General features: G+C 54.7%; 21 protein-coding genes and 4 pseudogenes. 7 read left to right on the forward strand and 18 right to left on the reverse strand.

Going from position 1 to position 24,115, the window contains the following annotated elements:
- Nucleotides 1–544 precede the first annotated feature (544 nt).
- Together JCM12308_RS23505 and JCM12308_RS23510 are read left to right on the forward strand one after the other, a co-directional pair.
- Complete coding sequence (locus JCM12308_RS23505) at nt 545–2,299, forward strand: type I secretion system permease/ATPase (protein ID WP_208978903.1); 1,755 nt, start codon at nt 545–547, stop codon at nt 2,297–2,299.
- The gene (locus tag JCM12308_RS23510) at nt 2,296–3,606 is read left to right on the forward strand and encodes an HlyD family type I secretion periplasmic adaptor subunit (protein ID WP_054785261.1); all 1,311 of its coding nucleotides are present in this window, start codon (nt 2,296–2,298) and stop codon (nt 3,604–3,606) included. The genes JCM12308_RS23505 and JCM12308_RS23510 overlap by 4 nt, the downstream gene beginning before the upstream one ends.
- A gap of 21 nt (nt 3,607–3,627) precedes the next feature.
- Here the strand turns inward: JCM12308_RS23510 and JCM12308_RS30930 are convergent, their stop codons facing one another.
- The 12 genes and pseudogenes from JCM12308_RS30930 to JCM12308_RS23560 all read right to left on the reverse strand — a co-directional run bounded on the left by JCM12308_RS30930 (nt 3,628) and on the right by JCM12308_RS23560 (nt 14,633).
- Complete coding sequence (locus JCM12308_RS30930) at nt 3,628–3,804, reverse strand: hypothetical protein (RefSeq protein ID WP_208978904.1); 177 nt, start codon at nt 3,802–3,804, stop codon at nt 3,628–3,630.
- Nucleotides 3,801–4,202 carry an N-acetylglucosamine-6-phosphate deacetylase gene (locus JCM12308_RS30935; RefSeq protein ID WP_208978905.1) on the reverse strand — a complete coding sequence of 134 codons (402 nt, stop codon included), beginning with the start codon at nt 4,200–4,202 and terminating at the stop codon, nt 3,801–3,803. The genes JCM12308_RS30930 and JCM12308_RS30935 overlap by 4 nt, the downstream gene beginning before the upstream one ends.
- Entirely contained in the window at nt 4,190–4,771 is a 582-nt protein-coding gene (locus JCM12308_RS30940) for an amidohydrolase family protein (protein ID WP_208978906.1), read from the reverse strand. Before JCM12308_RS30940 ends, JCM12308_RS30935 begins: the two co-directional genes overlap by 13 nt.
- Entirely contained in the window at nt 4,768–6,081 is a 1,314-nt protein-coding gene (locus tag JCM12308_RS23520; RefSeq protein ID WP_054785262.1) for a class II D-tagatose-bisphosphate aldolase non-catalytic subunit, read from the reverse strand. The genes JCM12308_RS30940 and JCM12308_RS23520 overlap by 4 nt, the downstream gene beginning before the upstream one ends.
- Nucleotides 6,078–7,013 (reverse strand): ROK family protein, encoded by a 936-nt coding sequence (locus tag JCM12308_RS23525; protein ID WP_054785263.1) that lies wholly within the window; start codon nt 7,011–7,013, stop codon nt 6,078–6,080. Before JCM12308_RS23525 ends, JCM12308_RS23520 begins: the two co-directional genes overlap by 4 nt.
- 1 nt (nt 7,014) lies before the next feature.
- The gene (locus JCM12308_RS23530; RefSeq protein WP_054785264.1) at nt 7,015–8,121 is read right to left on the reverse strand and encodes an SIS domain-containing protein; all 1,107 of its coding nucleotides are present in this window, start codon (nt 8,119–8,121) and stop codon (nt 7,015–7,017) included.
- 20 nt (nt 8,122–8,141) lie between these two features.
- A complete protein-coding gene (locus JCM12308_RS23535; RefSeq protein WP_054785265.1) occupies nt 8,142–9,152 on the reverse strand; it encodes an SIS domain-containing protein in 1,011 nt (336 codons plus the stop codon).
- A pseudogene (locus tag JCM12308_RS23540) lies at nt 9,149–10,332 on the reverse strand (Gfo/Idh/MocA family protein). The gene JCM12308_RS23535 and the pseudogene JCM12308_RS23540 overlap by 4 nt, the downstream one beginning before the upstream one ends.
- Nucleotides 10,333–10,341: 9 nt before the next feature.
- Entirely contained in the window at nt 10,342–11,442 is a 1,101-nt protein-coding gene (locus tag JCM12308_RS23545; RefSeq protein ID WP_054785266.1) for an ABC transporter ATP-binding protein, read from the reverse strand.
- 124 nt (nt 11,443–11,566) lie between these two features.
- Nucleotides 11,567–12,787, reverse strand: coding sequence for an ABC transporter substrate-binding protein (locus JCM12308_RS23550; RefSeq protein ID WP_054785267.1), 1,221 nt, complete (start codon nt 12,785–12,787; stop codon nt 11,567–11,569).
- Nucleotides 12,788–12,825: 38 nt separating this feature from the next.
- A pseudogene (locus tag JCM12308_RS23555) lies at nt 12,826–13,666 on the reverse strand (carbohydrate ABC transporter permease).
- Between the two features lies 1 nt (nt 13,667).
- Entirely contained in the window at nt 13,668–14,633 is a 966-nt protein-coding gene (locus JCM12308_RS23560) for a carbohydrate ABC transporter permease (RefSeq protein WP_054785268.1), read from the reverse strand.
- Nucleotides 14,634–14,936: 303 nt separating this feature from the next.
- Between JCM12308_RS23560 and JCM12308_RS23565 the strand changes: the two genes are divergently transcribed.
- On the forward strand, nt 14,937–15,704 hold the full coding sequence (locus tag JCM12308_RS23565; protein ID WP_008552153.1) for a GntR family transcriptional regulator: 768 nt from the start codon (nt 14,937–14,939) through the stop codon (nt 15,702–15,704).
- Nucleotides 15,705–15,752: 48 nt separating this feature from the next.
- Here JCM12308_RS23565 and JCM12308_RS33145 read toward each other — a convergent pair.
- Nucleotides 15,753–17,671: pseudogene (locus tag JCM12308_RS33145) on the reverse strand (beta-N-acetylhexosaminidase).
- A 549-nt stretch (nt 17,672–18,220) separates the two neighbouring features.
- Between JCM12308_RS33145 and JCM12308_RS30955 the strand changes: the two are divergent.
- Nucleotides 18,221–18,604, forward strand: coding sequence for an alpha/beta fold hydrolase (locus tag JCM12308_RS30955; RefSeq protein WP_208978908.1), 384 nt, complete (start codon nt 18,221–18,223; stop codon nt 18,602–18,604).
- Entirely contained in the window at nt 18,604–19,065 is a 462-nt protein-coding gene (locus JCM12308_RS30960) for an alpha/beta fold hydrolase (RefSeq protein WP_208978909.1), read from the forward strand. The genes JCM12308_RS30955 and JCM12308_RS30960 overlap by 1 nt, the downstream gene beginning before the upstream one ends.
- A gap of 9 nt (nt 19,066–19,074) precedes the next feature.
- Here the strand turns inward: JCM12308_RS30960 and JCM12308_RS23580 are convergent, their stop codons facing one another.
- From JCM12308_RS23580 to JCM12308_RS23590, 3 genes are all read right to left on the reverse strand, one after another.
- Nucleotides 19,075–19,725 carry a LysE family translocator gene (locus tag JCM12308_RS23580; protein WP_148266095.1) on the reverse strand — a complete coding sequence of 217 codons (651 nt, stop codon included), beginning with the start codon at nt 19,723–19,725 and terminating at the stop codon, nt 19,075–19,077.
- A 461-nt stretch (nt 19,726–20,186) separates the two neighbouring features.
- Nucleotides 20,187–20,765: an NADPH-dependent FMN reductase gene (locus JCM12308_RS23585; protein WP_208609028.1), complete on the reverse strand. Its 579-nt coding sequence runs from the start codon at nt 20,763–20,765 to the stop codon at nt 20,187–20,189.
- A gap of 121 nt (nt 20,766–20,886) precedes the next feature.
- Entirely contained in the window at nt 20,887–21,057 is a 171-nt protein-coding gene (locus JCM12308_RS23590; RefSeq protein ID WP_008552160.1) for a XapX domain-containing protein, read from the reverse strand.
- A 520-nt stretch (nt 21,058–21,577) separates the two neighbouring features.
- On the opposite strand from JCM12308_RS23590, the gene JCM12308_RS23600 reads away from it, so the two are divergent.
- Nucleotides 21,578–23,113 carry a sterol desaturase family protein gene (locus tag JCM12308_RS23600; RefSeq protein ID WP_208978910.1) on the forward strand — a complete coding sequence of 512 codons (1,536 nt, stop codon included), beginning with the start codon at nt 21,578–21,580 and terminating at the stop codon, nt 23,111–23,113.
- On the opposite strand, the gene JCM12308_RS23605 is transcribed toward JCM12308_RS23600, so the two are convergent.
- Nucleotides 23,020–23,478, reverse strand: coding sequence for a cupin domain-containing protein (locus JCM12308_RS23605; RefSeq protein WP_054785272.1), 459 nt, complete (start codon nt 23,476–23,478; stop codon nt 23,020–23,022). The genes JCM12308_RS23600 and JCM12308_RS23605 overlap by 94 nt on opposite strands.
- 34 nt (nt 23,479–23,512) lie before the next feature.
- A pseudogene (locus JCM12308_RS33270) lies at nt 23,513–23,713 on the reverse strand (cupin domain-containing protein); the annotation flags it as partial.
- Nucleotides 23,714–23,887: 174 nt separating this feature from the next.
- Here JCM12308_RS33270 and JCM12308_RS23610 point away from each other — a divergent pair.
- Nucleotides 23,888–24,067: a hypothetical protein gene (locus tag JCM12308_RS23610; protein WP_054785273.1), complete on the forward strand. Its 180-nt coding sequence runs from the start codon at nt 23,888–23,890 to the stop codon at nt 24,065–24,067.
- The last annotated feature ends 48 nt before the right edge of the window (nt 24,068–24,115 follow it).

Here is a 24,115-nt window from a genome sequence, read left to right on the forward strand (position 1 = left end):
AAGACCAAATAAAGCGTGGCCCCTCTAAATACAAAGATCACTGAATTGTAGATTGCCGTCATAAAACAAGGGAACGCGCCGTGAGTGATTTTCGCTTGTCCAGCCCTCATGCCCTCAATCCCGAGGAAGGTAGCCATCCAATGCATGAGGTGCTGGACGCCCTCGTTGAAAGCATTGCTTACATCTCCCGCACGCATGGAAACTTTCTCAGCAAGACCGCCATTACTGCTGGTTTGCCGCTCATTAATGGCCGACTACAGTTTTCGCAGGTTGAGAAAGCCGCCGAGAACTGCGGACTGCAAGCCGTCAAACAACGGATTGCGCTTAGCGATATCTCCAGCAACAGCGTGCCGTGCTTGCTGGTGTTTCATGATCGCGCCTTGCGCTTGCTGGTGGGGTATGATGCTGCCACGCGGCAGGTAAAGCTGCTGGATCCGCTGGATCTGGAGAGGCCGCAGTTTCTTAGCCTTGATGTTCTGCAGCGGGCTTATTCTGGCTATGCGATCCTGTTTTCCTCGCTCCATGCCAAGGACAGCAGTGGCAGGTGCGGGAGAGTAACAAACACTGGTTCTGGGGTGAGTTCACCTGCTTCTGGCCAGACTATAGCAGTGTGGCGGTTGGGACGTTGCTCATCAACCTGCTCGCCCTTGCTTCTCCCCTCTTCATCATGAATGTTTACGACCGCATCCTTCCCAATTTTGCGGTCGCTTCTTTATGGGCCCTGACAATTGGCGTGATGATTGCGCTGGTCGGAGACAGTGCACTGAAGGTAGCCCGGTCTTCCATCCTCAACAGCCTTGGCAAAAAGGCCGATCAGCGGCTGGCATCCAAGATCTTCTCTCAGATGCAGAATATTGACTTTGCGGTCAAAACCAAAAGTGCGGGAGAGTATGCGGGGACGGTTCATGAGTATGAGAAACTTCGCGAATTCTTCAGCTCCACTGCGTTGATTGCCTTGCTCGACTTTTGTTTTGTCGGGCTTTTTATTTGCATCCTGTTCTTCATTGTCGGCCCCATCGCCTGGATCCCGTTGCTGGCCATTCCAGTGGTCTGCCTGATCAACCTTGGAGCTCAGTTGCCGCTGGAGCGCGCGGTGCAGGCGTCCAGCTTAGAAGGCAACAAGCGGCAAAACATCCTGATGGAGACATTGGGCGGGCATGAAACCGTGAGGGCTCTCAATGCGGAAGCGCATATGCAGGCGCGGTGGGAGCACTCGGTGGAGCGCAGCAGTGAGGTTCTATTACAGAGCCGGTACTGGTCCAACCTTGCCATGGTTGGAACGGGGCATGTACAGGGCATGGTGTCGGTGCTGATCATTGTCTGGGGTGTTTATCGTGTTGAAGCTGGCGCGGTGAACATGGGCGGACTCATCGCTGCGATGATGCTGTCTTCCCGGGTGCTTGCGCCCATCTCCTCCATCGCCAACGCGCTGGTTCGCTTTCGGCAGGTGTTGCATAGCTATCATCAGTTGGAAGAGTTGTTGAGCCAGCCGACAGAACGCAAAGCGGGGAAAGCAACGGCAAACCTCAGGCGATGTCGCGGGGAGGTTCAGTTCCAGAATGTGAGCTTCTCTTATCCGCTCAGCGAAAAGACCAGCATCACACATTGCAGTTTTGCCATTGCGCCGGGGGATACAGTCGGACTGATTGGATGTGTTGGGTCTGGCAAGTCCACAGTTGGCCGGCTGATGAGCGGTCTGCGGTATCCGACAGAGGGTGCTGTGCTTATCGATGGTATTGATACGCGGCAGTTTGATCCTTCGGATCTGCGTCGGTTTGTTGGCTATCAGTCTCAGGAAAACACACTGTTTCAAGGCACGTTGCGCGACAACCTTTGCCTTGGTCTGCCTCATCTCACCAATGAGGAGATCGAGGAGGTTTGCCATATCACGGGTCTGGATGCTCTGGTGAACAAGCATCCGGCTGGGTTCAATCTGATTGTCGGAGAAAACGGCGGCGCTCTTTCAGGCGGTCAGCGGCAGTGCATAGCATTGGCGCGGATTTTACTGCGCAAGCCAAAGATCCTGTTTCTGGATGAGCCTTCCAGCCAGCTGGATCTATCCGCGGAGCAACGGCTTTTGCAGGGGCTGCAAAATTACAACAATGGGGCTCTGACACTCATCATCAGCACGCACCGCCCTTCTCTTCTGAAGCTCACCAAGCGACTGATCGTTCTGGATCAGGGGCGCGTTATTGCAGACGGTCCGAGTGATGAGGTTCGGGACATGATGCAGCAACCGCGTCTTCGGGAGGTGCCTCGACCAGCTCAGGTACCCATTGAGGAAAGGCTGCGCGCATGAAGAGGTGGTCGCTTCCCATAGAGCCTTTGCACTTGCCAGAGTTTCACAGTGCAAAGCATTCGCGCATTCTGATTTTCACCTGCGCCGGGATCTTATTGCTGCTGTTCGTCTGGTCCGCTTTTGCGCATGTGGAGGAAGTCACGCGCGGCGATGGGCGTGTGATCCCCTCTCGCCAGATGCAGATTGTGCAGGCGCCGGAGCGCGGGATCGTCTCCGAGGTATTGTTCTATGAAGGGGAGATCGTGGAACAAGGGGCTGTTCTGGTGAAGCTGGATAACACCGGGTTTGCCTCTCAACTGGGAGAGTTACAGCAGAAGAAGTATGCGTTGCAGGCGCGTCTTGCGCGGTTGATGGCGGAGGCGCGGCAGGCAAATCTTCAGCTGAACCTGAGCAATACGCCCTCTGACATTGCTGCCTTCTTGCAGCGGGAGCTGGAGGTTTACAAGGCGCGTAAGGATCAGCTCAATGCTGAGGTTGCCGTGCTGCGCAGCCAGTTTAGCCAGAAAGAGCAGGATCTGAAGCAGCTGGAAGCGGAAGCGCAGATGCTGGGCGCTAACCTCACTATCATCGCGCGCGAGTTGGAGATCAATCAGCAGCTCTATAAGCGAGGCGTTCTGCCAGAGATTGAGTTTTTACGGCTCAAGCGTCAGTACACGACCATGCATGGTGAGCAGCAGATGTTGGAGGCTTCCTTAGCCAGTGCACGGTCGGCGAAGCAGGAAGCGATGCAGCGGGTGGTCTCTGCGCAGACAGCTTTTGCCTCTAAGGCGCAATCGGATCTGGTAGCAACGAAAGCAGAGCTGGCAGTGATTGAGGAGCGTTTGCGGGGAGCGGAGGACCGCGTTCATCGCAGTGCGTTGGTGGCGCCTGTTCGCGGTGTGATCAACAAGCTCAACGTGAGCACCATTGGGGCGGTGGTTCAGGCAGGTGAGCCGCTGGTAGAGATTGTACCACTGGAAGACACACTGTTGATTGCCGCCCAGATACAGCCGCAGCACGTGGCCTTTTTGCACCCGGGACAAGATGTGAGCGTGAAGGTGACGGCCTATGACTATTCCATTTACGGAGGGCTTGAAGGGGTGCTGGAGCGGATCAGCCCGGATACGTCAGAGGATGAACGCGGTCAGGCGTTTTTCAAGGTGATTGTCCGCACAAGGCAGAACCATCTGGGATCAGAGGAGAACCCTTTGCCCATCACACCCGGAATGACAGCGAGCATCGACATTCTCACCGGCGAGAAAAGCGTGCTGAGTTACATCGCAAAGCCGTTGATCAAGGTGAAGGCGGAGGCGTTTCGGGAGCGGTGAGGAACATCCTCTCGCGGGAGATCAGGCCATCTGCGAGAGGAATGTGAAGGAGCTGTAGTCCGGCGCGATCAGCAGAAGGTCTTCGACATCTGCGGTTTCCAGATTGGCGACAGACTGGGTCAGACCCATCAGCGCTGCAGGGTTGGAAAGACCCATGCGTAGGACTTCCTCTTGTGGACACTCAAGCGTGTTGATCATGCGGCTACGGACTCAAACATGGTGACGTGCGCCCCGGCCAGAGATCCGGCTTTGTTGATGAGCTTGCCGTCTTCCAGATAGACCTGATGGCCGTAGAGATCGAAGTTGTCTGGTCCACCTACGGTTGGCATGGCGTCACTGATGATGATCATGTGGTCTTTCACCGGACGCGCGCGCATGGCGAGGTGCAGCATGTCATCTGCCACGTGGTGACCATCCACGATCAGCGAGCAATAAGCTGTGCTGTTGATGCCTGTTCCGACAGCGCCCGGCTCACGGTTGACCATTTGGGACATGCCGTTGAACAGGTGCGTGAAGAGGTTTGCGCCTTCTTCCAGAACAGGCTTGATTTGCGCTGCGCCTGCATCGGTATGGCCGATAGAAACTACGGCGCCCATTTCCACCAGTCTGGCAACATCGCCTTTGGCAACGCTTCTGGTGCAACTGTCACCAAAACAGGGATATCCCGATCCCGCAGATCGCGGACCAGTTCCAAGCTGCGCTTGTTGAGCGGGCGGACCCAGCTGGCTTCGTGGGTGCCTTTGCGTTCCACGCTGATGTGCGGGCCTTCGATGTGAATGCCTTTGATGCCATGGGTGCCATAGGCATCCTTCATGGCTTCTACAGCCTCTTCCAGAACGTGCGGCGCATCGGTGATGACCGTTGGCAGCAAGGCCGTAGTGCCGAATTGACGGTGGGCCTTTGCAATGGCCGCCAGACCTTCCGATGTTGGGGTGGTGTTGTAAAGGACACCGCCACCACCATTAATCTGGATATCAAAGAAACCCGGTGTGATGAGACCTGAGAGCTTTTTCACAGTCGCATCAACAGGCAACTGGTCGGCTGGAGACAGGCCTGCGCACTTGCCGTTCACCAGATGAACGGCAGTATCGGTCAGCAGGTTCTGCCCGTCAAACAGCTGATCTGGGCTCAGCCAGATATCTTGGTTGCCCGGTGCGGTGCTCATAGAGCCTCCTCAAGCTGAGGTGTCTCAACTCTCTCAAAGAAATAGGGGTCCAATGCCTGCTGGATTTCAGCAAGCACGAGCGCCTTCTCTATGCCAAAACCGTGGCTCTGCAAAGCCCGCGCACGTTCAACAGTTTGAGATGCAAACAGTTGAAGCAGCAGTGTTTCTGGAATCTTATGGGTTTGAAGGGCCGCAAAGAGTGCCTCAAGGGCATCCTGCACCTTCTCCTGCGGCCAGTAATACCGGATGCGATCTGCATAACTGAAGTGGCGCAGCAGGCGTAGTTCCTGATCCGAGCCCTGATAATGGGAGCGCCAGTATTTGGGCTCTGACAGCATCTCGGTTTCCAGGATTTTCGAGATTTTTGGTGCTGTGCGTTTGTCCTCTTCCAGCCAATCCAGCATCTGATCGAGTGCGTAGATCGCCTGACGATAAGCGAAGGTGAGCGCGGGGCCGACTTTGAGGATCGCAAAGCCCATATTGGCGAGGCGTGGGAAAGCGTTGTCCAGCTGATAGTCGGTGCTGTGCGCTTCGAACACCACGTTCGTGAATGGGTCCAATGCAGCGCGCAGGGCTTTGCCGTCGTCTGCTGGCAGATGATCGATATGGAAGGGTGAGAACTCCACACCCGGTTGGACGACAAGACCGCAAATGCGCTCTTTGGCGGCGTGCAGGCCCAGCTCATCGAACTTCTCGAAATGCATCTGCAAGGTACGGGAGGCACGCGCAGGCAGGGTTGGTTCAATGCCATGAGCCTCACCTTCTTCACGCGCGCCTCCGGGAGGAGGAACTTCCGTACCGACGATGTAATTGAGGCGGTTTGGGTCTGGAGCAAATTCTTCGCAGACTGCTGCCAGTTCTGCTGCGCGGCTGGCGCTTAACTCGTCGCCAACCTGAGCTTCTTCACCTGCGCAGCCTTCGGAGCAGTCCAGATGGATTTTTGTGAAACCAGCCTGCACATAGGCTTTCATCAGCTCTTTGGCTTTGGCCATGGCCTGATCAGCTGGCATGGAGCGCCAGGCTTGTGGGCCGAGGTGGTCGCCGCCAATAATCAGCGCTTCTTCGGGTAATCCGGCTGTGGCGCAGATGCCTTTGACGTAGCTGACGAAATCAGCAGGTATCATGCCTGTGTAGCCGCCATCCTGATTGACCTGATTGCTGGTGGCTTCAAGCAGCAGGGTCGCGTTCTTTTCTGCGGCAAGCAGAGCGGAGGCGAGGATCACATCCGGCTGTGCGGAGCAGATGGAAGGAAGCGCGGCTCTGGCGCCTGCACGGTTGGCAGTGATCACCTCAAGCAGTGGATTGCTCATGACGCTTCCTCCAGTATTTCGTAGTTTTGAACGGCAGCAAGGGCCGCGCCGCGCGTGCCGCTGCTGTCGCCGTATTCGGCAACTCGGATTTCCGGTGGCTCTGTCTGGTCCAGCAAATGGCCGGGCAGAGCCTCGGAAATGATCCGGTCGATGTTCGGGATCTTGGAAAGGCCACCGCCGAGTACGATGCAGTCCGGGTCCACTGTGCATTGGAGCGCGGCGACCAGTTCAGCGGCAATGCGTGCCCACATGCGCATGACTTCCTGCATCTGCGGATCACCCGCAGCGGCTGCTGAAGTGATGGCTTGCGCATCTGCGTCCTTGCCGGTGACGTGCTTTGCGAGGCGGCGCATTCCAGGGCCTGCGAGGTAGGTTTCAAAACAACCTGTGCGACCGCATCCGCACTGGATGCCATCGAGCCCAAGCTCCTTGATGGTCATGTACGGAATGCCGAGGTGACCGTATTCCCCGGCAGCACCGTTGAGACCTGAAATCAGGGTGCCGTTGGAACAGTACCCACCGCCAACGCCGGTGCCGATGATCAGGCCGAAGACGCTGGCATAGCTGCGGCCTGCGCCGAGCATGGCTTCCGAAAGCGCAAAGCAGTTGCAGTCGTTTTCAAACGCGACGGCTCTACCCAGTTTGTCGATCAGGTCCTGATGAACGGTACGGCCCGAGGCGAGCAGGTTGGCGGTGAGGAACTTTCCCGTTCGTTTGGAATGGAAGCCGGGAATGCCGACACCCACCGGCAGGCCTTTGGAGCCTGCAGTTTCCTCTAGCCAGATCACCATCTCACAGAGGGCATCGACCAGATTTTCGTAGGAATCCTGGGGTGTTGGGATACGTTTGGTTTCAACCACGGCCCAATCATTATCAAAGGCGGTTGCCTCGATTTTGGTGCCGCCCAGATCTATGCCACCTGCTCGAACCATATCAGGCCTCTTCCAGTGCGTAGAGCTTTACGCCCGAGACCACGCGGGTCAGCGTGCCCTGCCCTTCAAACGGATTGTCGACGTTGAAGCCAAGCTGATTGGACCATGCCACGCCCAGCCACTGGGCAATGAGTACCGTGAGGACGGACATCCAGCCATCCTCCAGTTTGCATGGAATATGCACATCCGCTTTGGCAGAGTTGCCGATGGTCACTACCGTTTGCTCACCAAACTGTGCCTTCACCTCATCTGCCAGATCTTCGTCATAGCGACGGGAGTGCAGGTTGTTGGAGAGGAACACGAAGACCTTGGACTGGTCATCCACGAACGACTTTGGCCCATGCCGGAAGCCAAGAGAGCTGTCCCAGATAGATGGGATTTTGCCCGCAGCCAGTTCCATCACCTTCAGCGCACTTTCACGGGCGACGAAAGCCAAAGGCCCAGAGCCCACGAATACAGCACGCTGCGGAATAGTGAGTTTGCCCACCAGCTGATCTGCTTCTGCCAACACGATTTCAGCCGCGTGGCTGATTTCGTTCATGTTGGCGGCGAACTCTTCCGGTGTTTCCTGCCCAAACACAGCCATGGCCGTCAGGATCATGGTGGTGAAGCTGGAGGTCATGGCGAAGCCACTGTCGTGGCATTCGTCTGGCAACACAATCACGCGCTGGCTGGCCTGTGAGGCAGGCTGGCGGGTTGCCAGAGCACTGTCTTTATTGCAGGTGATGTTCAGTCGTGGTGCTTCCGGGAAGATCGCGTCCAGCAGATCCAGCGTGCCAATGGACTCGGTGGAATTGCCAGAACGGCCGAAGGAAACGACCAGTGGGATCACACCGTTGCGTTTGAACGCGTGTGGCGCGCTGACCAGATCAGTTGAAGGAACTGAGCGCATTGGCAACACGGAGGTTGCGTCCAGCGCTCTGCACAGAAGGTCGCCAATATAGGCAGATGTGCCTGCTCCGCAGAACCAGACTTCCGTGGCGCCTGAGTTGGCGACCCACTCGCTCAGGTCACTGAGGCGGGTAGAAAACTCCTGCCCCCAGTTTGCCCAGATTTTCGGTTGCGCCTGAATTTCGCGCGTAGTTGCCCATTTGGTCAGATCGACCATCGCAGCATTCCTTCATAAAATCAAATAGTTACAGTAACCTTAGAAAGTGTTTCCGGTTGGTCTGGATCCAGACCCAACTGGAGAGCAATTTCCAAAATCACTGGGTACAATGCACGCAGCAGCATGGCGGAGCTTGCTGCGGGAGTAAGGCCCTGCGCACCAACGGTTTCTGGTGTCAGGCGGAAAACATTTGCGCCGACGGAGCGGAACCGCTCTTCGGCCAAGCTCAGGCTCTGGTTGCTGACCTCTTCTCCCGTATCCAAAATGAGGACACAGAGCGGTTTGGTGGCCAGTTGCAGCGGACCGTGCAGCACCTCCGCCGCGGAGTATGCCTCGGCATGAATAGCTGTGGTTTCCTTCAGCTTCAGCGCCATTTCATGGGCAGCACCGAACCCGCATCCGCGTCCGATGACATAGACGTGGGGCGTGGATTTCACGGCCTCGATGATCTGATCAGCCTGCTCTAACTTGGCATCAGCGCTGGCCAGCATGGCTTTCGCTGCAGCTTCACAGGCTTTGGCATAATCCGGTTTGAGCGCTGCCAGAAGAGCCATTCCGGCGGCGATGGTGCAGATCACTGTTTTGGTGGCAGGAACGGCTTGTTCCAGCCCTGCTTTGATATCGACAAAGGCATCCGCTTCGGCTGCCAGCGGAGAGCCGGGTGTGTTGGTAATGGCGAGTGTTTTACCGCCCGCATTCTTGAACCCGATTGCAGCGCTGATCAGATCTTTACTTCCCCCGGATTGAGAGAAAATAAGCGCGCCAGCATTGCCCAGCTGCAATCCATTCCCCAGGCTGAATACAGAGGGCGGCAAGGTTGTTACCGGCTTTTGCAGTTCAGCCATCAGTTCATAGGAGATCAGGTTGGCGGCAGCGTCTGAGCTTCCACGCGCAATGGTGTAAAACGCGTCGAGCTTGTCCAGTGTTGCTGCTTTGACACTTGCTGAAAGGTCCTGAAGCACGCCTTCAGCAAATGCCGGAATTGCCTGATCGATCTCAGCACGCATGTACGCGCCGGGGAGTTTGGTCACTGTATTGATTCCATCTTTTTTGTTGTTGCTGCGGTTCCCCGCAGGTCGAAACTGTCAAATTTTTCCCAATAGGAGGTCAGATCCACGACCTGACCGGTGGTGCGCGCCTGATCCAATGCCAGTGCGGCAACGCCTGCTTCCAGCGCGTCCACTACGGAAACTGGCAGGCTGTCCATTTCACCGCGCAAGTACGCGCAGAGGTCCTGACACATCATGTCGTCGGCACCGTAGTGTGCGCCGGGACGGTCAATGGACTTGGTGTAATCTTCGTCCACCAATGTGCCACGGGTATGGGCATCGGTGACTTTCAGATAACCGCGCACGAAGTCGCCTTCCGCCATGCCTTTGGTGCCAATCACGCAGAACCGGCGGTGTTCGTCCGGCACGTTGATGTTGGTGTGGAAGGCCATGGTGGCGCCGCTCTCGTATTCGAGGATCGCCGTTTGGTGATCAACGATATCGCCATCGGAGAGGAACGGATCTTCCGCCGCTTCCCAGATGGATTCCTTCACGTGATACACCTGCGTATCTGCATCTTTTGCCGGTGCATTGCTCGGAACAAAGGATTTTCTTCCGCCAAAGCTGGCAACGCGGGTTGGGCGTGAGCCGGTGACCATGTTGTAAATGTCGAGGTCGTGGCAGCATTTTTCCAGCATGAAGCCGCCGGAATATTTGGAATAGCGACGCCAATCCCGCATGAAGAAGGCACCGTGATAGGGCGCGATATGTTCGTTGGCTTCAATAGAAACCACATCACCGATCTGCCCCGCAGCCTGTGCTGCACGCAGATCTCTTGCGTGCTGGGCGTAGCGGAGGACCAGACCGATGAGCACCTGATCTGCCCCATGCTTTGAGAGCAGCTCTGCTAGTTCCATGGTTTCTTCCATGGAGATCACAACAGGCTTTTCAGCAAACATGCGGATGCCAGCTTCCAACCCCAGACGGATGTGCTCCAGATGCATGTGGTTTGGTGAGCTGACGAACAGCAGGTCCGCTTTCTCACCTGCCAACATTTCTTCCAGCGTGTCGTAAGGCTTGATGGCCTCGTGATTTTTGAGGCGTTCAATCTGGTGCGGCTTGGGGTCTACATAGGCCACCACTTCCGCTTCATCATATGTGCCTGCAGTCTTTCCAGAACGCTGACAGCCCGCAAACCCAAACCAACAACGATGATACGCATGTGTTTCTCCTATGCGAGTTCGAGCGCGCCAAGACGCTGCTGTGCAAGCCCATCTGCATCAAAGACGTAGGCATCTTCCGGCTTGACGTTGAGTTTAATGGTTGTGCCTTCCGGTATTTCCGCCATACCCGGCAGCGAGGCGCAGAAAGCGTTGTCGCCATTGACTTTGCCATAGGCGATGGAATGGGCACCGAGGCGCTCCAGTACTTCCACGTGCATGGCGATTGGGCCATTGTCATCCAGCTGCATATGTTCAGGGCGGATGCCGATTTCGACATTGTCACCTGCTTTGATGTTCTGACATGCAACAGGCAGGCTCATGAGGCCGCCGTCTTGTAGCTGCACGTGCAGCAGGCGGTCTTCGACACGGCTGACCATGGCAGACACGAAGTTCATTTTGGGATGGCCGATGAAGCCTGCCACGAACTTGTTGCGCGGGTGCAGATAGAGATCCATCGGGGTGCCGCACTGCTCCACCACACCACCGTTGAGCACCACGATACGGTCAGCCATGGTCATGGCTTCTACTTGATCGTGGGTCACGTAAATCATTGTGGTGTCGAGGCTTTTGTGGAGCTTGGAGAGTTCCACGCGCATGTCCCCGCGCAGCGCTGCATCAAGGTTTGAGAGCGGCTCGTCGAATAGGAACACTTTTGGATTACGAACGATAGACCGGCCAATGGCAACACGCTGGCGCTGACCACCGGAGAGCTGGCCGGGCTTATGCTCCAGGCGCTCTTCCAGCTGCAGAATGGCAGCGGCTTTATGGACACGGTCCTTGATCTCGTCTTCCGGGCGTTTAGCAACACGCAGCGGGAAGGCGATGTTTTCAAAAACTGAGAGGTGAGGATAGAGCGCGTAGCTCTGGAACACCATGGAGATTCCGCGATCAATGGGGTGGTCGTCGGAAACATCTTTGCCATCAATGATGATGGAGCCTTCGGAAGCTATTTCCAAACCTGCCACGATGCGCAACAAAGTTGTTTTTCCGCAGCCAGAGGGGCCAACGAAGACGACGAACTCCTTGTCCTCAATGGACAGGTTGACGTCCTTCAATACGGTTGTTGGTCCAAATGATTTTACGATGTTTTGTAGCTGAAGCGTGGCCATAATATTCGTCTTCTCGCGCTTGATAACGGGGAGAGGCTGCGGGCAGCCTCTCCGGGTTTTGCATCGAATAGTCAGTGCCGCGTATTCTTTTCCGAAAACCGGCGTCCACTTTTCGGGAATACGCTTACTTGAACTCTTCGAGTTCTTCAGCGGCGATTGCCACCAGGTTTTCAGCAGTATCGTCCTTCAGGATGATGCCCTGAATCATGGAGTTGATGGTTGTCTGCATCGCTTTGTAATCAACAAAGAGAGGCTCCGGACCACCGGTTGGGATGGAGTCTACGAAGACCGCCCAGTATGGATCGTCCTTGTAGAATGGCTTTTCCCAGCCAAGCTCTTCGTACTTGAGGATTGGTGTCAGACCCCAACCGTCCGGGCTGTCCAGCGTGTACTGAGATTCACCGGAGGTCATCATGCGTGCGAATTCCATTGCCAGTTCTTCATGGCCGGAGCCTTTGAACACTGCGAGGGAGTCGGTGATCAGAAGCGTACCGCTCACACCGTTTGGACCAGCTGGGATCGGCGCAACCTTGGTGGTGATGCCTTCTTTATGCTGACCGCGCGCCCATGGACCGTCGATGTACATGCCAACTTTGTTGTCGTTGAACAGATCCCGGACCTGCGTACGCTCAAATGCAGTCGGACCATCCTGTGCAACGTCTACCAGCTTGCCGTAGAACTTCAGAGTTTCCAAAGTGTTCTGGGAGTTCAGCGTGATTTCGTTGGTGGATGGATCGATCACCTGACCACCATTGGAATACAGGTAGTTCAGGAACTGGTGCATGGTGTTGTCGAAGTCTTTACCGGCCAGACCGACACCTGCTTTACCAGTTTTGTCCTTGATCGCCTTTGCAGCGGTGTACATCTCGTCCCAGGTCTTTGGTGCTTCACAAGCAAGACCGGCTTCCTCGAAGATGTCACAGTTCAGGAACAGACCCTTGGTGGAAAATGCCCGTGGGAAGCCCCAGAACTTGTCGCGATAGCTCACGGTGTTCAGCACGCCCGGCTGATAGGCTTTCTGCTGATCTTCAGAGATCTTCACGTCAACAACCAGATTGTTGTCTGCCAGCTGCTTGAGTGTGCGCGAGCCCATGTAAGATACGGATGGCGGGCTGCCAGCGGATGCAAGCTTCAGAGACTTATCCTGACAGGTGCCCCATGGAAGGCTTTCCATGTTGACGGTGTTGCCCGGGAATTTTTCCTCAAACGCTGCGATAACCTTGCGATCCTGATCCAAGCCGTTGTCCCCACAACGGATGAAGTGCAGTTCTGCTGATTGTGCAGCTGATGCGCCCATTAGTGCGGCTGCGCTTGCAGCCATTGCGAATAGCAGTTTAGTCCTCATGGTTTCTCCTCCCAGTAACCAATGCTATTTTGAAAATGTCACTCCTTGATCGCACCAGCTGTGAGGCCGGCCACCAAGTAGCGTTGTAAAAATAAGAAAATTACGAGTACGGGCAGTATTCCAACAATGCTTGCTGCCATCATCTGGTTCCATTTGACTGACTGGTAGCCAATGAACTCGAGGATGCCCGCTGGCAGAGGCATAAACTCCTTGACGCTGTTAAAGGTGATCGCGAACAGGAACTGCTGTGCGTAGGCTGACAGGAACACAGCCACACCCACCACGATGAGACCGGGAACGGCCAGTGGCAGAACCACACGGCGCAGGGTGTACAGACGGCTGGCACCATCCATGAAGCTGCTTCTTCCAGTTCGCGCGGGATTTTTTCCAGATAGGATTTAAGAAGCCAGATGCCCATTGGCAGCAGGAAGCTGCGCCCGGAACGATCATGGCAAAATAGGTGTTCAGCAGACCGTAGTTTCTCAGGAGCTTGTACAGCGGAATAAGCAGAACCGCGCCGGAGAACATGTTGACCGCCAGAAAGATGCCAAGGCTGACAGACTTGCCTTTGAAGTCGAACCGGGCATAGGCGTAGGCGGCTGGAATGATGAACGCCAGGGACAGAGCTGTCACAGAGAGTGAGATCAGCATGCTGTTTGCGATGTAACGCGGCAGCATTGGCACTGTCTCCCACATCTGGGAGTAGGCTCTGAACGAGAAGTCATCTGACCAGAACTGATAAGGCGAGCGGAACAGGTGCTCCAGTGGCCGCAGTGAGGTCATGAACATTTCGAAGAACGGCAACAGAATGAAGCCGAGGAAAATCGCCACGCAGAAGTAGAGAAATACTTTATGTGGCAGCGAGTAACGATCCATCATTTTAGGCTGCCTCGAAACGTTTTTTGATCTGGTGAAGCGCAAACAGGTAGACCAGTGAGAACACGCTGAGCAGTGTCACCACGATCACAGCACGTGCAGCACCCTGCCCGAACTTGAAGTTTGCGATGGCCATTTTGTAGGTGTCGATGATCAGCGTTGTGGTTGCGCTGCGTGGTCCGCCTTCGGTCAAAATCCAGATGATTTCGAAGGAGTTGAAGGTCCAGATCACGGAAAGGATCGACATGGTGATGATCACCGGCAGGATTTGCGGAATGGTGATGCGGCGGAAGCGATACCAACGGGATGCCCCATCCACGTAAGCAGCTTCATACAGATCACGCGGCACGCCCTGCATGGCTGCCAGCATGAAGATGGTCACCATTGGCAGACCAACCCAGACATCGGTGATCACAGCGGAATAGAACGCACTGTTTTTGTAGGCCAGGAACTCGAATGGTCCATCCAGCACGCCAACATACTGCAGCACACCGGAGATGATGCCAAAGTGGCCGTTGTAGAGCCACAGCCAGCCGAAACAGCCAATTGCGACCGGCACGATCCATGGTGGCATGACCAGCATGCGGAACAATGCCCGACCTGGGATCGCCGCATTGAGCAGCGTTGCACCGATCAGACCAAAAATGATTTTGAATGAGACAGACAGGAACATCCAATAGAACGTTCTGGAAATCGTCTGACTGAATTTGCGACTGCTGAGCAGCTTTTCGTAGTTGGCGGTGCCGATGTAAGCCTCACCGCCAATGTTGGCGTTGGTGAAGGACAAGCGGATTGTCTCAACCAGCGGCCATGCCACGATAAGGATCAGATAAATTGCTGCCGGAGCAATCAAAAGCCATGCAAAGGTTGCTTCTGAGCGGAAGACCCGCTTGAGCACACCCTGTTTTGTTTTTCCCGAACCGCTGCGCTCGCCCTGATAAGGCAGCAGGTCCCCAGACGCATGTGTCATGCGCTCTCCCCAATTCCCAAAGGTGATCGGTTGTACCTCGCCGCTTGCGTCTTGTTATCGCCAGGGAGACGAACTGCGTGTTTATTTGCGAGTTGCCAAAATAATACCAAAACAAATCCATTTGTCTACCATTTCACTACCTCCTGTGAAATATTTCTGATTAACGCCAAAAAAGCCCTAGATTTCAGGGAAATCGGGCGGGGAAAAGCCTCGATGTTTTCATTGGTATTCTATCGGTATTGTTTTGCATTGGTATCGAAAAGGTATTATAGGTAATACGGATTCATCATGAAGACGAGCAGAATGAGCGCACAAGAAGACACCCATACCGATCTGTTCTCAACGACATCCTGGCAGCAAAGGAGTGGCGGTCCACGCTACTTGCAGCTGTACCGGCACCTTGAATCCGCCATTAAAGATGGACGGTTAGCGGCAGCGACGACGCTGCCAGCCGAGCGGGAGTTGGCGACACTGACCGGGCTGTCCCGCGTGACGATTCGCAAAGCGATTTCGCAGCTGGTGGTGGATGGTTTAGTGATTCAGCGTCGGGGCTCCGGTTCCTATGTGGCACCTCAGATGAAGCGTATGGAGCAGTCTCTTTCTGCACTGACCAGCTTTACCGAGGACATGCAGCGGCGCGGGAAAACATCGTCTTCCGAAACCCTGTCCTGCGGTATCTACCTGCCTTCGCCAGAAGAGATTGTTGCGCTTGGCCTTCCTTCTGATGGGCAGGTTTCGCGGATTACCCGTTTGCGCCGTGCTGATGGTATCCCTCTGGCGATCGAGACCAGTTCGCTCTCGACAGAGTTTGTTCCTGATCCATCGCGGATTGAAACCTCACTCTATGAGAAATTGTCTTTGGAAGGCATGCGCCCGTCCCGCGCGATCCAGCGTATTTCTGCCTGCAAACTCACCGAGGAACAGGCAGCTTTGCTTGAGGTTTCTGAGGGCGATGCGGCGCTTTACATCGACCGCACAGCGTACCTGCCCAGCGGGCGGGTGATTGAGCTGACCACGGGCGTTTATCGCGGCGATATCTATGATTTTGTTGCTGAATTGCGCAACGCTTAAGCTTTAGAAAAGACCCGCTGCCAAGGTTCGGAGCGGGTCTTTTGTTGTTTAGTCTCTCACATTCTGACGCCAGCCGATGGCAGCGAACAGCTTGCTGTAGCAGGCGGCCTTTTGCGTGATCTGCTCCGCATCCGGCTTGTTGGCACGGGTGGACCAGCCGATTTCTGAAATGCCCAGAATGCGCGGTGCCATCATACTTTCCATATTGGCATCGCGCAGCACAACCTCGGACCACAAGCAACCTTGCGCGCCGATGATCTTACCTTCCAGCTCTGGCTCATTTTCCGGTACCGGATCCCAGTTGACGCTGTCAGCAAGGCTGGTGATGCCTGCCCAGTTGAGGCCGATCTCGTTGAACTCGCCTGATGGTGCAATATCCCAGTAGGCGTGGGCGGCTGGGGTCATGACGACGGAATAGCCTTTGCGGGCGGCTTCAAGACCCGGTCCCTGCTGTGTCCATGAGAACAGGATGGCGTCGTTGTTGATGCCACCGTTCGCGCCTTTGGCTGCTTCCTCCCAAGCGGCGGGGCGCACGCCCAGCGAGCTGACGTAGGCCCCCAGTTTGTCCATCATCCAGCCTTGCACATCATCAGCGGTCTCTAACCCCTGCTCTGCCTTGAGCTTTTCAATGGCTGGGGATTTGGTCCACGCTGCTGGTGGGCGTTCATCACATCCCAGATGGAGATGCGCGAACGGGAAGATGCCGGAGACTTCTTTGGCCAGCGCCTCCATATAGGCCCATGCTTCCGGCAATGCCGGGTTGATGGTGTTGTTCAGGTAGCCGTGAACGGAGACCTCGTTGCTTTCATCGGCAGTCTCGCGCAGTTCCGGATGAATTTGGAGCACGGCCCAGGAGTGGGCGGGTATCTCGATCTCCGGCAGAACTTCGATATGAAGCGCTTTGGCGTGCTCTACCAGTCGTTTTGCAAAGGCCTTGGAATAAGTGCCGCCTTGCGGGCCATCCGCAGCGCCATAGATGCCGGGCACAACACGGCCCTCTCCACGCATGCCGGATTTCTTCCAGAGTTCCGGATAACTTTCCACCTCCAGACGGAAGGCTCATCATCGCAGAAGTGCCAATGGAAGCGGTTAAGCTTGAGCAAGGCCATCATATCGACAAGTCGCAGCAGTGTTTCCGGCTCGTAGTAATGGCGGGCGCAATCCAGATGCTGACCGCGCCATTCAAAGCGCGGCACGTCTGCTATCTGACCGCATGGAATGGTGCCGCCATAGATCTGCTTGAGATTGAGAAGGGTGATCGCGCCATAAAAAGCGCCGGCTGCTGCGGATGCGGTGAGCGTGATGCCATCTGGCGCAATTGTCAGCTCATAGGCATCTTCTGCCAGCCCAGCGTTTCTGGTGAAATGGAGCGGAACACCATCTTCTGCGAGGAACGGGCCGATGTTGTTGCGATCCGCCAGCGCTTCCACGGCTTCAGTGCTATCAGCCTCGCCTTCCGTATCCCATGAACGGTCGAGCTTGTAGCCAGCGCTGACATCCAGCGTTGCGCCAGTTGGCTGCCAGCTTTGCGGGGCTGGTACGAGCATCAGCTCATCAGAGGAAGGGTCGGCGTGTTGCTCAGGCAGTTTGGTGGAGTAGGTTTGGTCTATCCCACGCGGGGTGATCTGAACCGGCAGGATGCTGCCATCTTCCATCCGCAAGTAAGCGCCTTTGGGCAGCCAGCTGCGGTTGGCGGGGTTCATGTTGCTTTTGTACTTGAGCGTGAACGCCAGCGCCTGCCCTGTTCCCAGCTTGTCATTGTCGAACTGCAGCTCAATGTATCCCGCTGTCATCCGGTGGATGTTGGCACCTTCGACCACCTCGCACGGGGCAAGCATGCTGAAGCAGAGGGTGTAGTTGGAGATTGGTGCATCGCATTTGGCAGAGAGGATGCAGCTGACCTGCCGGTCCTCCGTTCTCCATGTTTCCATTCTGATTGCAGTATCAGCACAGGCAGCAGCTTCCATGCTCACGACTCCTCACCAATTTCAGGATGTAGCAGTGAACACACCAAGAGCTGTGGGTTGCTTGCGTGCATGCTCTAACTGCTTGAATTTGCGAATGTCCCTGTCAGAAATCCAAGTTTCACTTCTTGAAGAACAGGCGCTAGCATAGCTTCTACTTGGCTGGCACTGTCAACACCTTGACCTGCAAATAAACTCAGAATTCTGAATTGGTATTACTTTCAAGATGAGCAGAAGGTTACTTTAATTTGCTCAAATGAAAGCTGTTGCTCCGTGGGACTCCGCGCAGTGGCGCAGCCTCTTTTTGGTTGCATAGCGTGTTGACTGCACTGTTGTTTTGCTTTTGTCCGACGAAGTGCTTTTTCAGCAAGCACGCAGCGTTGTTCGGAGAGAGTGGCGGCTGGTCAGGTATGCAGGCTACCTGCAAAATTCTAGGACCAGTTATTCAGAATTAGCACACGCATCTTCCCTCCTTCAGGCTCATTTGCAGCTGCGTAACGGTTCTGTCCTATGATTTGCGAGAGTGTTTGAGTTGACCGCAAGAGGCCAATGATGATGGAACGCAAGACCGTAATGACCCGCGATGGCGTGGAGCTTTCTTACCTCACTGGGGGGCAAGGACGGCCTGTTCTGTTGTTGGGTGGCTGGAGCCAGACCGCAACTGTGTGGGCAGGACAGTTCGCAGACTTCTGCCAGAGCCATACGGTCTACGCTCTCGATAACCGGGGGCATGGCGAGTCACAAAAGCCTTCTGATGGCTACCGGATCCAGCGGTTTGCCAAGGATCTGTTTGATGTGGCTGAGGCTCTGGACCTTCACGATTTCGATGCGGTTGGGCATTCGCTATCCGTCGCGATGCTCTGGGCTTATCAGGATATGTTTGGCACTGATCGCCCTGCCCGCCGAATGGTTTTTATCGACGAGCCCGCTGCCTGATGGCAAGGCCTTCCTGGACGGAGCAGGAAATCAAAGAGGCGGGTTCTATCCACCCCACCCTGGAAGCCCTTGATGAGATGGTGCGCTCTATTCGCCAGACGCGCAGCATTGAGGATCATCTTGCTCTTATTGGCGGGATGTTCTCAAGCAGAGTCAGTGATGCCACTTTGCGGGAGTTGGCTGCGGAGAACCTGAAACTGCCCCGTAATCACGCTGCAGACCTTATTGAAAACCTGATGCTGCAGGACTGGCGCGCTCTGCTGCCCAACATTCCTCAGCCTACTCTGGTGTTTACAGGAGAACTCAGCTGGCATCCGCTCGCTTCGCAACAGTTTATCGCAGAGACGATGCCTAATGCTTCGCTGGAGGTCTTCAGCGAGGCCGAAGGCGGTTCTCATTTCCTGATGTTCGAAAACCCATCGCTCTTCAACAAGAAGGCTCTGAGGTTTCTGAATGGGTAATCCGCTGGCCTACTGTGTTTTCAGCGTGCTTTTGGAGATCATGTAGGCAGCCCCTGCCAGAGCTGTTCCGGCGAATGCGTCCATAGCCGCGCGGGAGCGGGCGGAGACGGCGAACTTTGATGCTCGGGTTCCCAAGTAAGCGTAGAACAGCAGGGCCGGATATTCGAGGGCGATGTTGAAAAGTGCCAGCGCCATCATACGCAGTGCCATGCCATCCCCTTCCCCCGCAAACACAGGCAGCATCGCCCCGAAGGACAGGACAGATTTTGGGTTGGCGCCCTGCATTGCAAATGAGGTGAGGAACAGCTTCAGAGCGGAAGCTGGCTTTTGCTCTTTCGCTTCGCCCAGCGAGGCGGTGAAAGCGGCTTTGAAGGAGCCATATGCAAGATACAATAGATAAGCTACGCCAATCCATTTCACCGTTTCGAACAGAACCGGAAAAGAAAGCAGCAGCGCGCTCATACCTCCGGCGGCGAGCAGTGCGTACATGAGGTTGGCACCGAACACACCTGCCATGCTGGCATGGGTTCTACCGATACCGTTTGAGATGCTGTCACCAACCACTTTTAGTACCGCAGGACCAGGGGTGAAATTGAGCGCCATGAAGGTGACAATAAAACCAAACACCAGAGTGGCATCAAACGATTTGAGAAGATCCATGGCTTTTCCAATGCAACGGTGAAAACGCAGAAAGAACGCAAAGCAACGCACATAACAACGCAAAGCCAAAACGGGAATGCGAAGGGGAGATGACTGATGGTTCATCTCCCTCGCGCGCGGATTAGAAATTCACTCGCCGTAAGCCTTTGTCAGGCCCGCCTCTCCAAACGTGGCACCGTGAGTTCCTTTGGCTGCCCCCTCTCCGCGCACTGTCTATGCAAACTCTGTTGCTGCGCAGTATCGCAAAGGGCGTGCCAAACTGGTTCCGGGGCAGTGAATCTACGGTAACTTATTGGTATAATTAGCTATATCTTCGGAAGCGTAGGCTTTCAGGAGGGTCTCGGGAATCGATAATACTGCCCATTGTTTGATCAGTGTGCCCGCAAGATAGTCACGCAGACAAAAAGAAACCCGGCCTTTGATGAGCCGGGTCTTATCTTTTTCAATGAGAAATCCTAGGTTTATGCTGGTTCAGCAACCTGAGACGGCGCTGCCATCTTGCAAATCTGATCAATCAGATTGCGCAGTTTCTGGAGGGTTTCAGCGCAGGTGACTTGTCCGTTGCCATCGGTCTTAGACGCCATGTTGCCGACCGCAACATATCGTGGATGCACCCAGCAGCCGTGGTCTGCTGCAAATGAGGACAGACGTGGCAGCATTCTTACTCCCCCGAATGGTCCCGGAGCGGCGGCCAGCAAACCAACGACTTTTCCCTCAAGCACAGAGTGGGATTTGCCAGCTGCTCTTCTGGATGCCCAGGTAAACACGTTGTGCAGGTGCGGGGTGTGGAAGCCGTTGTATTCTGGAGAAGAGATGAGAATTACGTCAGCAGCTTCAATCTGTTGGCGGAGCAACGAGAGCTGGTTCTGAACGGCGGCGTCCTCTTCAAGATCGGAATGATAAAGGGGAAATGATGCCAGCTGATGGGAGAGGTGTTCAGTTTTATGGCTGAGGTTATGCGCTTCTTCAGCTGCCGCATCCAGCAAGCTCTTATTCAACGAGCCTTCTCTGGTGCTTCCTGAGATGAGGAGGATGTTCATGGGAAACTCCATATGACAATATTTTTGTTTTTATATACATTTTCATTTCTTTATTATGCAAGCACAAAAAAAGCGGCACTGAACTTCAGCACCGCTTTTTGAAATTTGACCGCAAACTCTCTTAGGAGAAGAAGCGCTCAGTGATCTGCAGCATGATCTGATGACCACCCCAAACACCAAGGATCGCTACACAACCAGACAGAACTGGTGGAGCTGGAATAGGCAGTTTGATCGCAGTGAAGATTGCTCCGATGATGAAGCCTGCAAGTGTAGACATTAGCAGTTCAGTCATGGTGTCTCCCGTTAATTCTTTCTTATTGTTCAGAAAACTCTGTTTTCTAAGAACTACAGCCTTTGCTTTACTGCGCGCCCATACCCCGCATTCCCCTGGGTGTATGACCGAAAACCATGAAGGACAGCCAGCTAAGGTCCTTGAATAAAATTGGGGCCTAGCCAACAAGGCAGGCCCTACCCTGTAATTGTCACTTTTAACGCAAAAAAAATCATTTGCAGAAAAAATATTCAAAATGCGCTCAGTTGCCGCACTGTCATTTTCATTAGTTTAATTATATCAATATGTTGAACAACAATCATTTATGTTAGTTCTGCGTAAAACTCCGGAATATTCTTAAAAACCCTGCAGATTGCACACTGCTGAAAGCCTCAGAATTGTGTTGTCAGCCCCTCTCTCTGCCTTTACGTTAAAGTCAACATAAGAGCCTTTGCAGACCTCACTCTGCAGAAACAGGCCAGCAGCTCTACGCTTTTTTGTTGCGCGGTTGTTCTTAAGACGCTGTGCGAGGGGGAATAAAATGGCAGAGTACAACATAACAGCGCTGGCTATTCCGCTGTTTCTGTTTTTTATGCTGATTGAGTATGCCTATCTGCGCCTGAGCGGACGGGACTTACACCGGTTTAGCGACAATATCGCCAGCCTCTCCATGGGCATCTGCCTGCTGGTTTCAGATGCGCTGCTGAAAACCTTTACATTCTCGGTATTTATATGGGCCTGGTCCTCGTACCGGCTGTTTGACTTTGGTTCAGCCAGCTGGGTCACATGGGTGGTCTTCTTCTTTGGCGTGGACTTTTGTTATTATTGGTTCCACCGCATTGCCCACACCTACAACTTCCTTTGGGGCGCTCATGTGGGGCATCACCAGAGTGAGGAGTATAACCTGACCACAGCCCTGCGGCAGAGCGCATTTCAGTATGCGTTTTCCTGGGTCTTTTATCTGCCTCTTGCCTTCCTTGGTTGCCCGCCGGAAGTGTTCCTGATCCAGTTCATGCTGCTGAAGGCCTATCAGTTCTGGCTGCATACGCAGGCGATTGATCGTATCCCCCTGATGGAAGGAGTGTTTTCCACGCCCTCCAGCCATCGTGTCCACCACGCCAAGAACCCGATTTACATCGACAAGAACTTTGGTGGCACACTGGTGATTTGGGATAGGATGTTCGGCAGTTGGCAGCCGGAAGTGGCGGAACATCCTTGCCATTATGGCACCACGACACCGCTGAAGACATGGAACCCGGTGAAAGCCAATCTGCAGCACTGGTCCATGCTGTTTCGCGACAGCCTGCATACGGAAAGCTGGTGGGACAAGGTTCGTTTGTGGTTCAAGCCAACTGGCTGGCGGCCAGAAGATCGGCGACGCGTCTCTAACAAACTTCAGAAAACCGGCGTTTCCAATCGTCCGAAGTTTGATCCAATCGTCTCTTCAACCACGAAGCTTTATTGCGGTGTATCGTTTGCACTGCTGGTTTTGCTGGTGACCATGTTCATCTTCCTCTCCCCGCAACTGAGTGCCCGCGCACTTGCGTTTGGGGTTCTGCTCATTCTGGCGGGATTGGTGATGATCTCGCAGTTTCTGGAAGGGAAGTTTCAGCTGCGATACGTCGAAGTGGTGCGTGTCCCTGCTCTGCTGTGGTTCCTTGCTGTGCTTTGGACTCTGCCGATTTCGACGCAGGTTTCTCAGCGGCTGGATGTGGCTCAAGAAGCTTCACCCACGATTGAACTCTCTGAAGAAACAACGCTTTCCGCTCTACCGTGGTTGGAGAAGCCAGCAGTTTTGGATGGCAGCACGCCAGCTGTGCAGCAGGTGACGTGGCATCCTGACAGGAAGCAAGGGCAGCTGGAATACACGCTGCGCTATGAGCTCTCTTCCTTCCTGAGCACGTGGCAAACATATTGTCTGCCCGTAGTGCATTGGAAGAAAACAGCCGTCTTTGGTTACAGGAGCAGCTTTAGACTGCGCAGTTATGCTCCATGCGGGGCAGTGACAAAGGGAAGGTGTCCGGACTTGATCCAGAGTTTGGCACCGTTCTCTCCGGCTGTGATGTTGAGGTCATAGCCAATCGGAACGCGAAGCCAGGCATGTTTGGGCAGCTGCTCTCCCGCTTCTGTGATAGATCCTTCCAACACGAATATTTCTGCGCCGCCTTCCGCTTCCACAGGGTGGCTTGCCCCTGCCTGCCAACGCTCCATGCGCACGTTCTCACGCTCGTCCTGAAACAACGGGGAGACCGCAACGCCTTGCCGTTGAGCGTCATTTACGCGGCCCAGTTTGTTGGTGTCCACGCGCACATGAGTGCGGTCGGCAAGGTCGAACTGCCAGAGTTTGACGAGGATGGTACAGCCGGGTTCGGAGGCTGGCGTGTGTTTGGATTCTGGCGGGTTGCGGATGTAGGACCCTGCCGGGAAATCCCCGGTGCTCATCCTGAAATACTCCCGCAAGAACAAAGAACTCTTCCCCACCGGTGTGGACGTGCTCAGAGAAATGGCTGCCGGGAGCGAAGCGAACAACGGTGGTGGCACGAGCAACTTCCTCGCCCAAGCGATCAAGTGGTCGGCGTTCAACGCCTTTCATCGGGGACGCGACCCAAGGAATATCGTCGCTGAACTCCACCACTCGCTTTGAAAAGTCACCGTTGATCTTCACTGATCCCTCCATCACCTAATGTTCCCCAGTTAAGCACAGTTGCAGCTCATTTACAGATGTCATGGTGCTATTAGGGATCACTTCATTGTTAAGCTGTTTGTTGCATTCCGTTCGTAGCAGTCCCTTGTTAGGCTTCCGGCGATTTTCTGATGCACTTTGCGCTGCGCAACTACAGGACGCCCTACCATGAGCCTGCTGGCAGATTTGCTTTCTACCCTATTTGATCGTCGTTATGTTTTTATGGGCAAGCGGGATGAACGTCCGCTTACCGAGCTTTGCAATGCCTTGATGAGCAGTCAGGGAGATGTTTCCGGTGCTGCCATCGCCCACGAGATCCTGGATGGCTACGCCACGACAGATACGTGAGGGGAAACGGGCATTTTTTGAGTTTCTGAACAGTGAGATGGATATAGA

The organism is Pseudovibrio denitrificans JCM 12308 (assembly GCF_001310815.1).
Taxonomy (GTDB): domain Bacteria; phylum Pseudomonadota; class Alphaproteobacteria; order Rhizobiales; family Stappiaceae; genus Pseudovibrio; species Pseudovibrio denitrificans.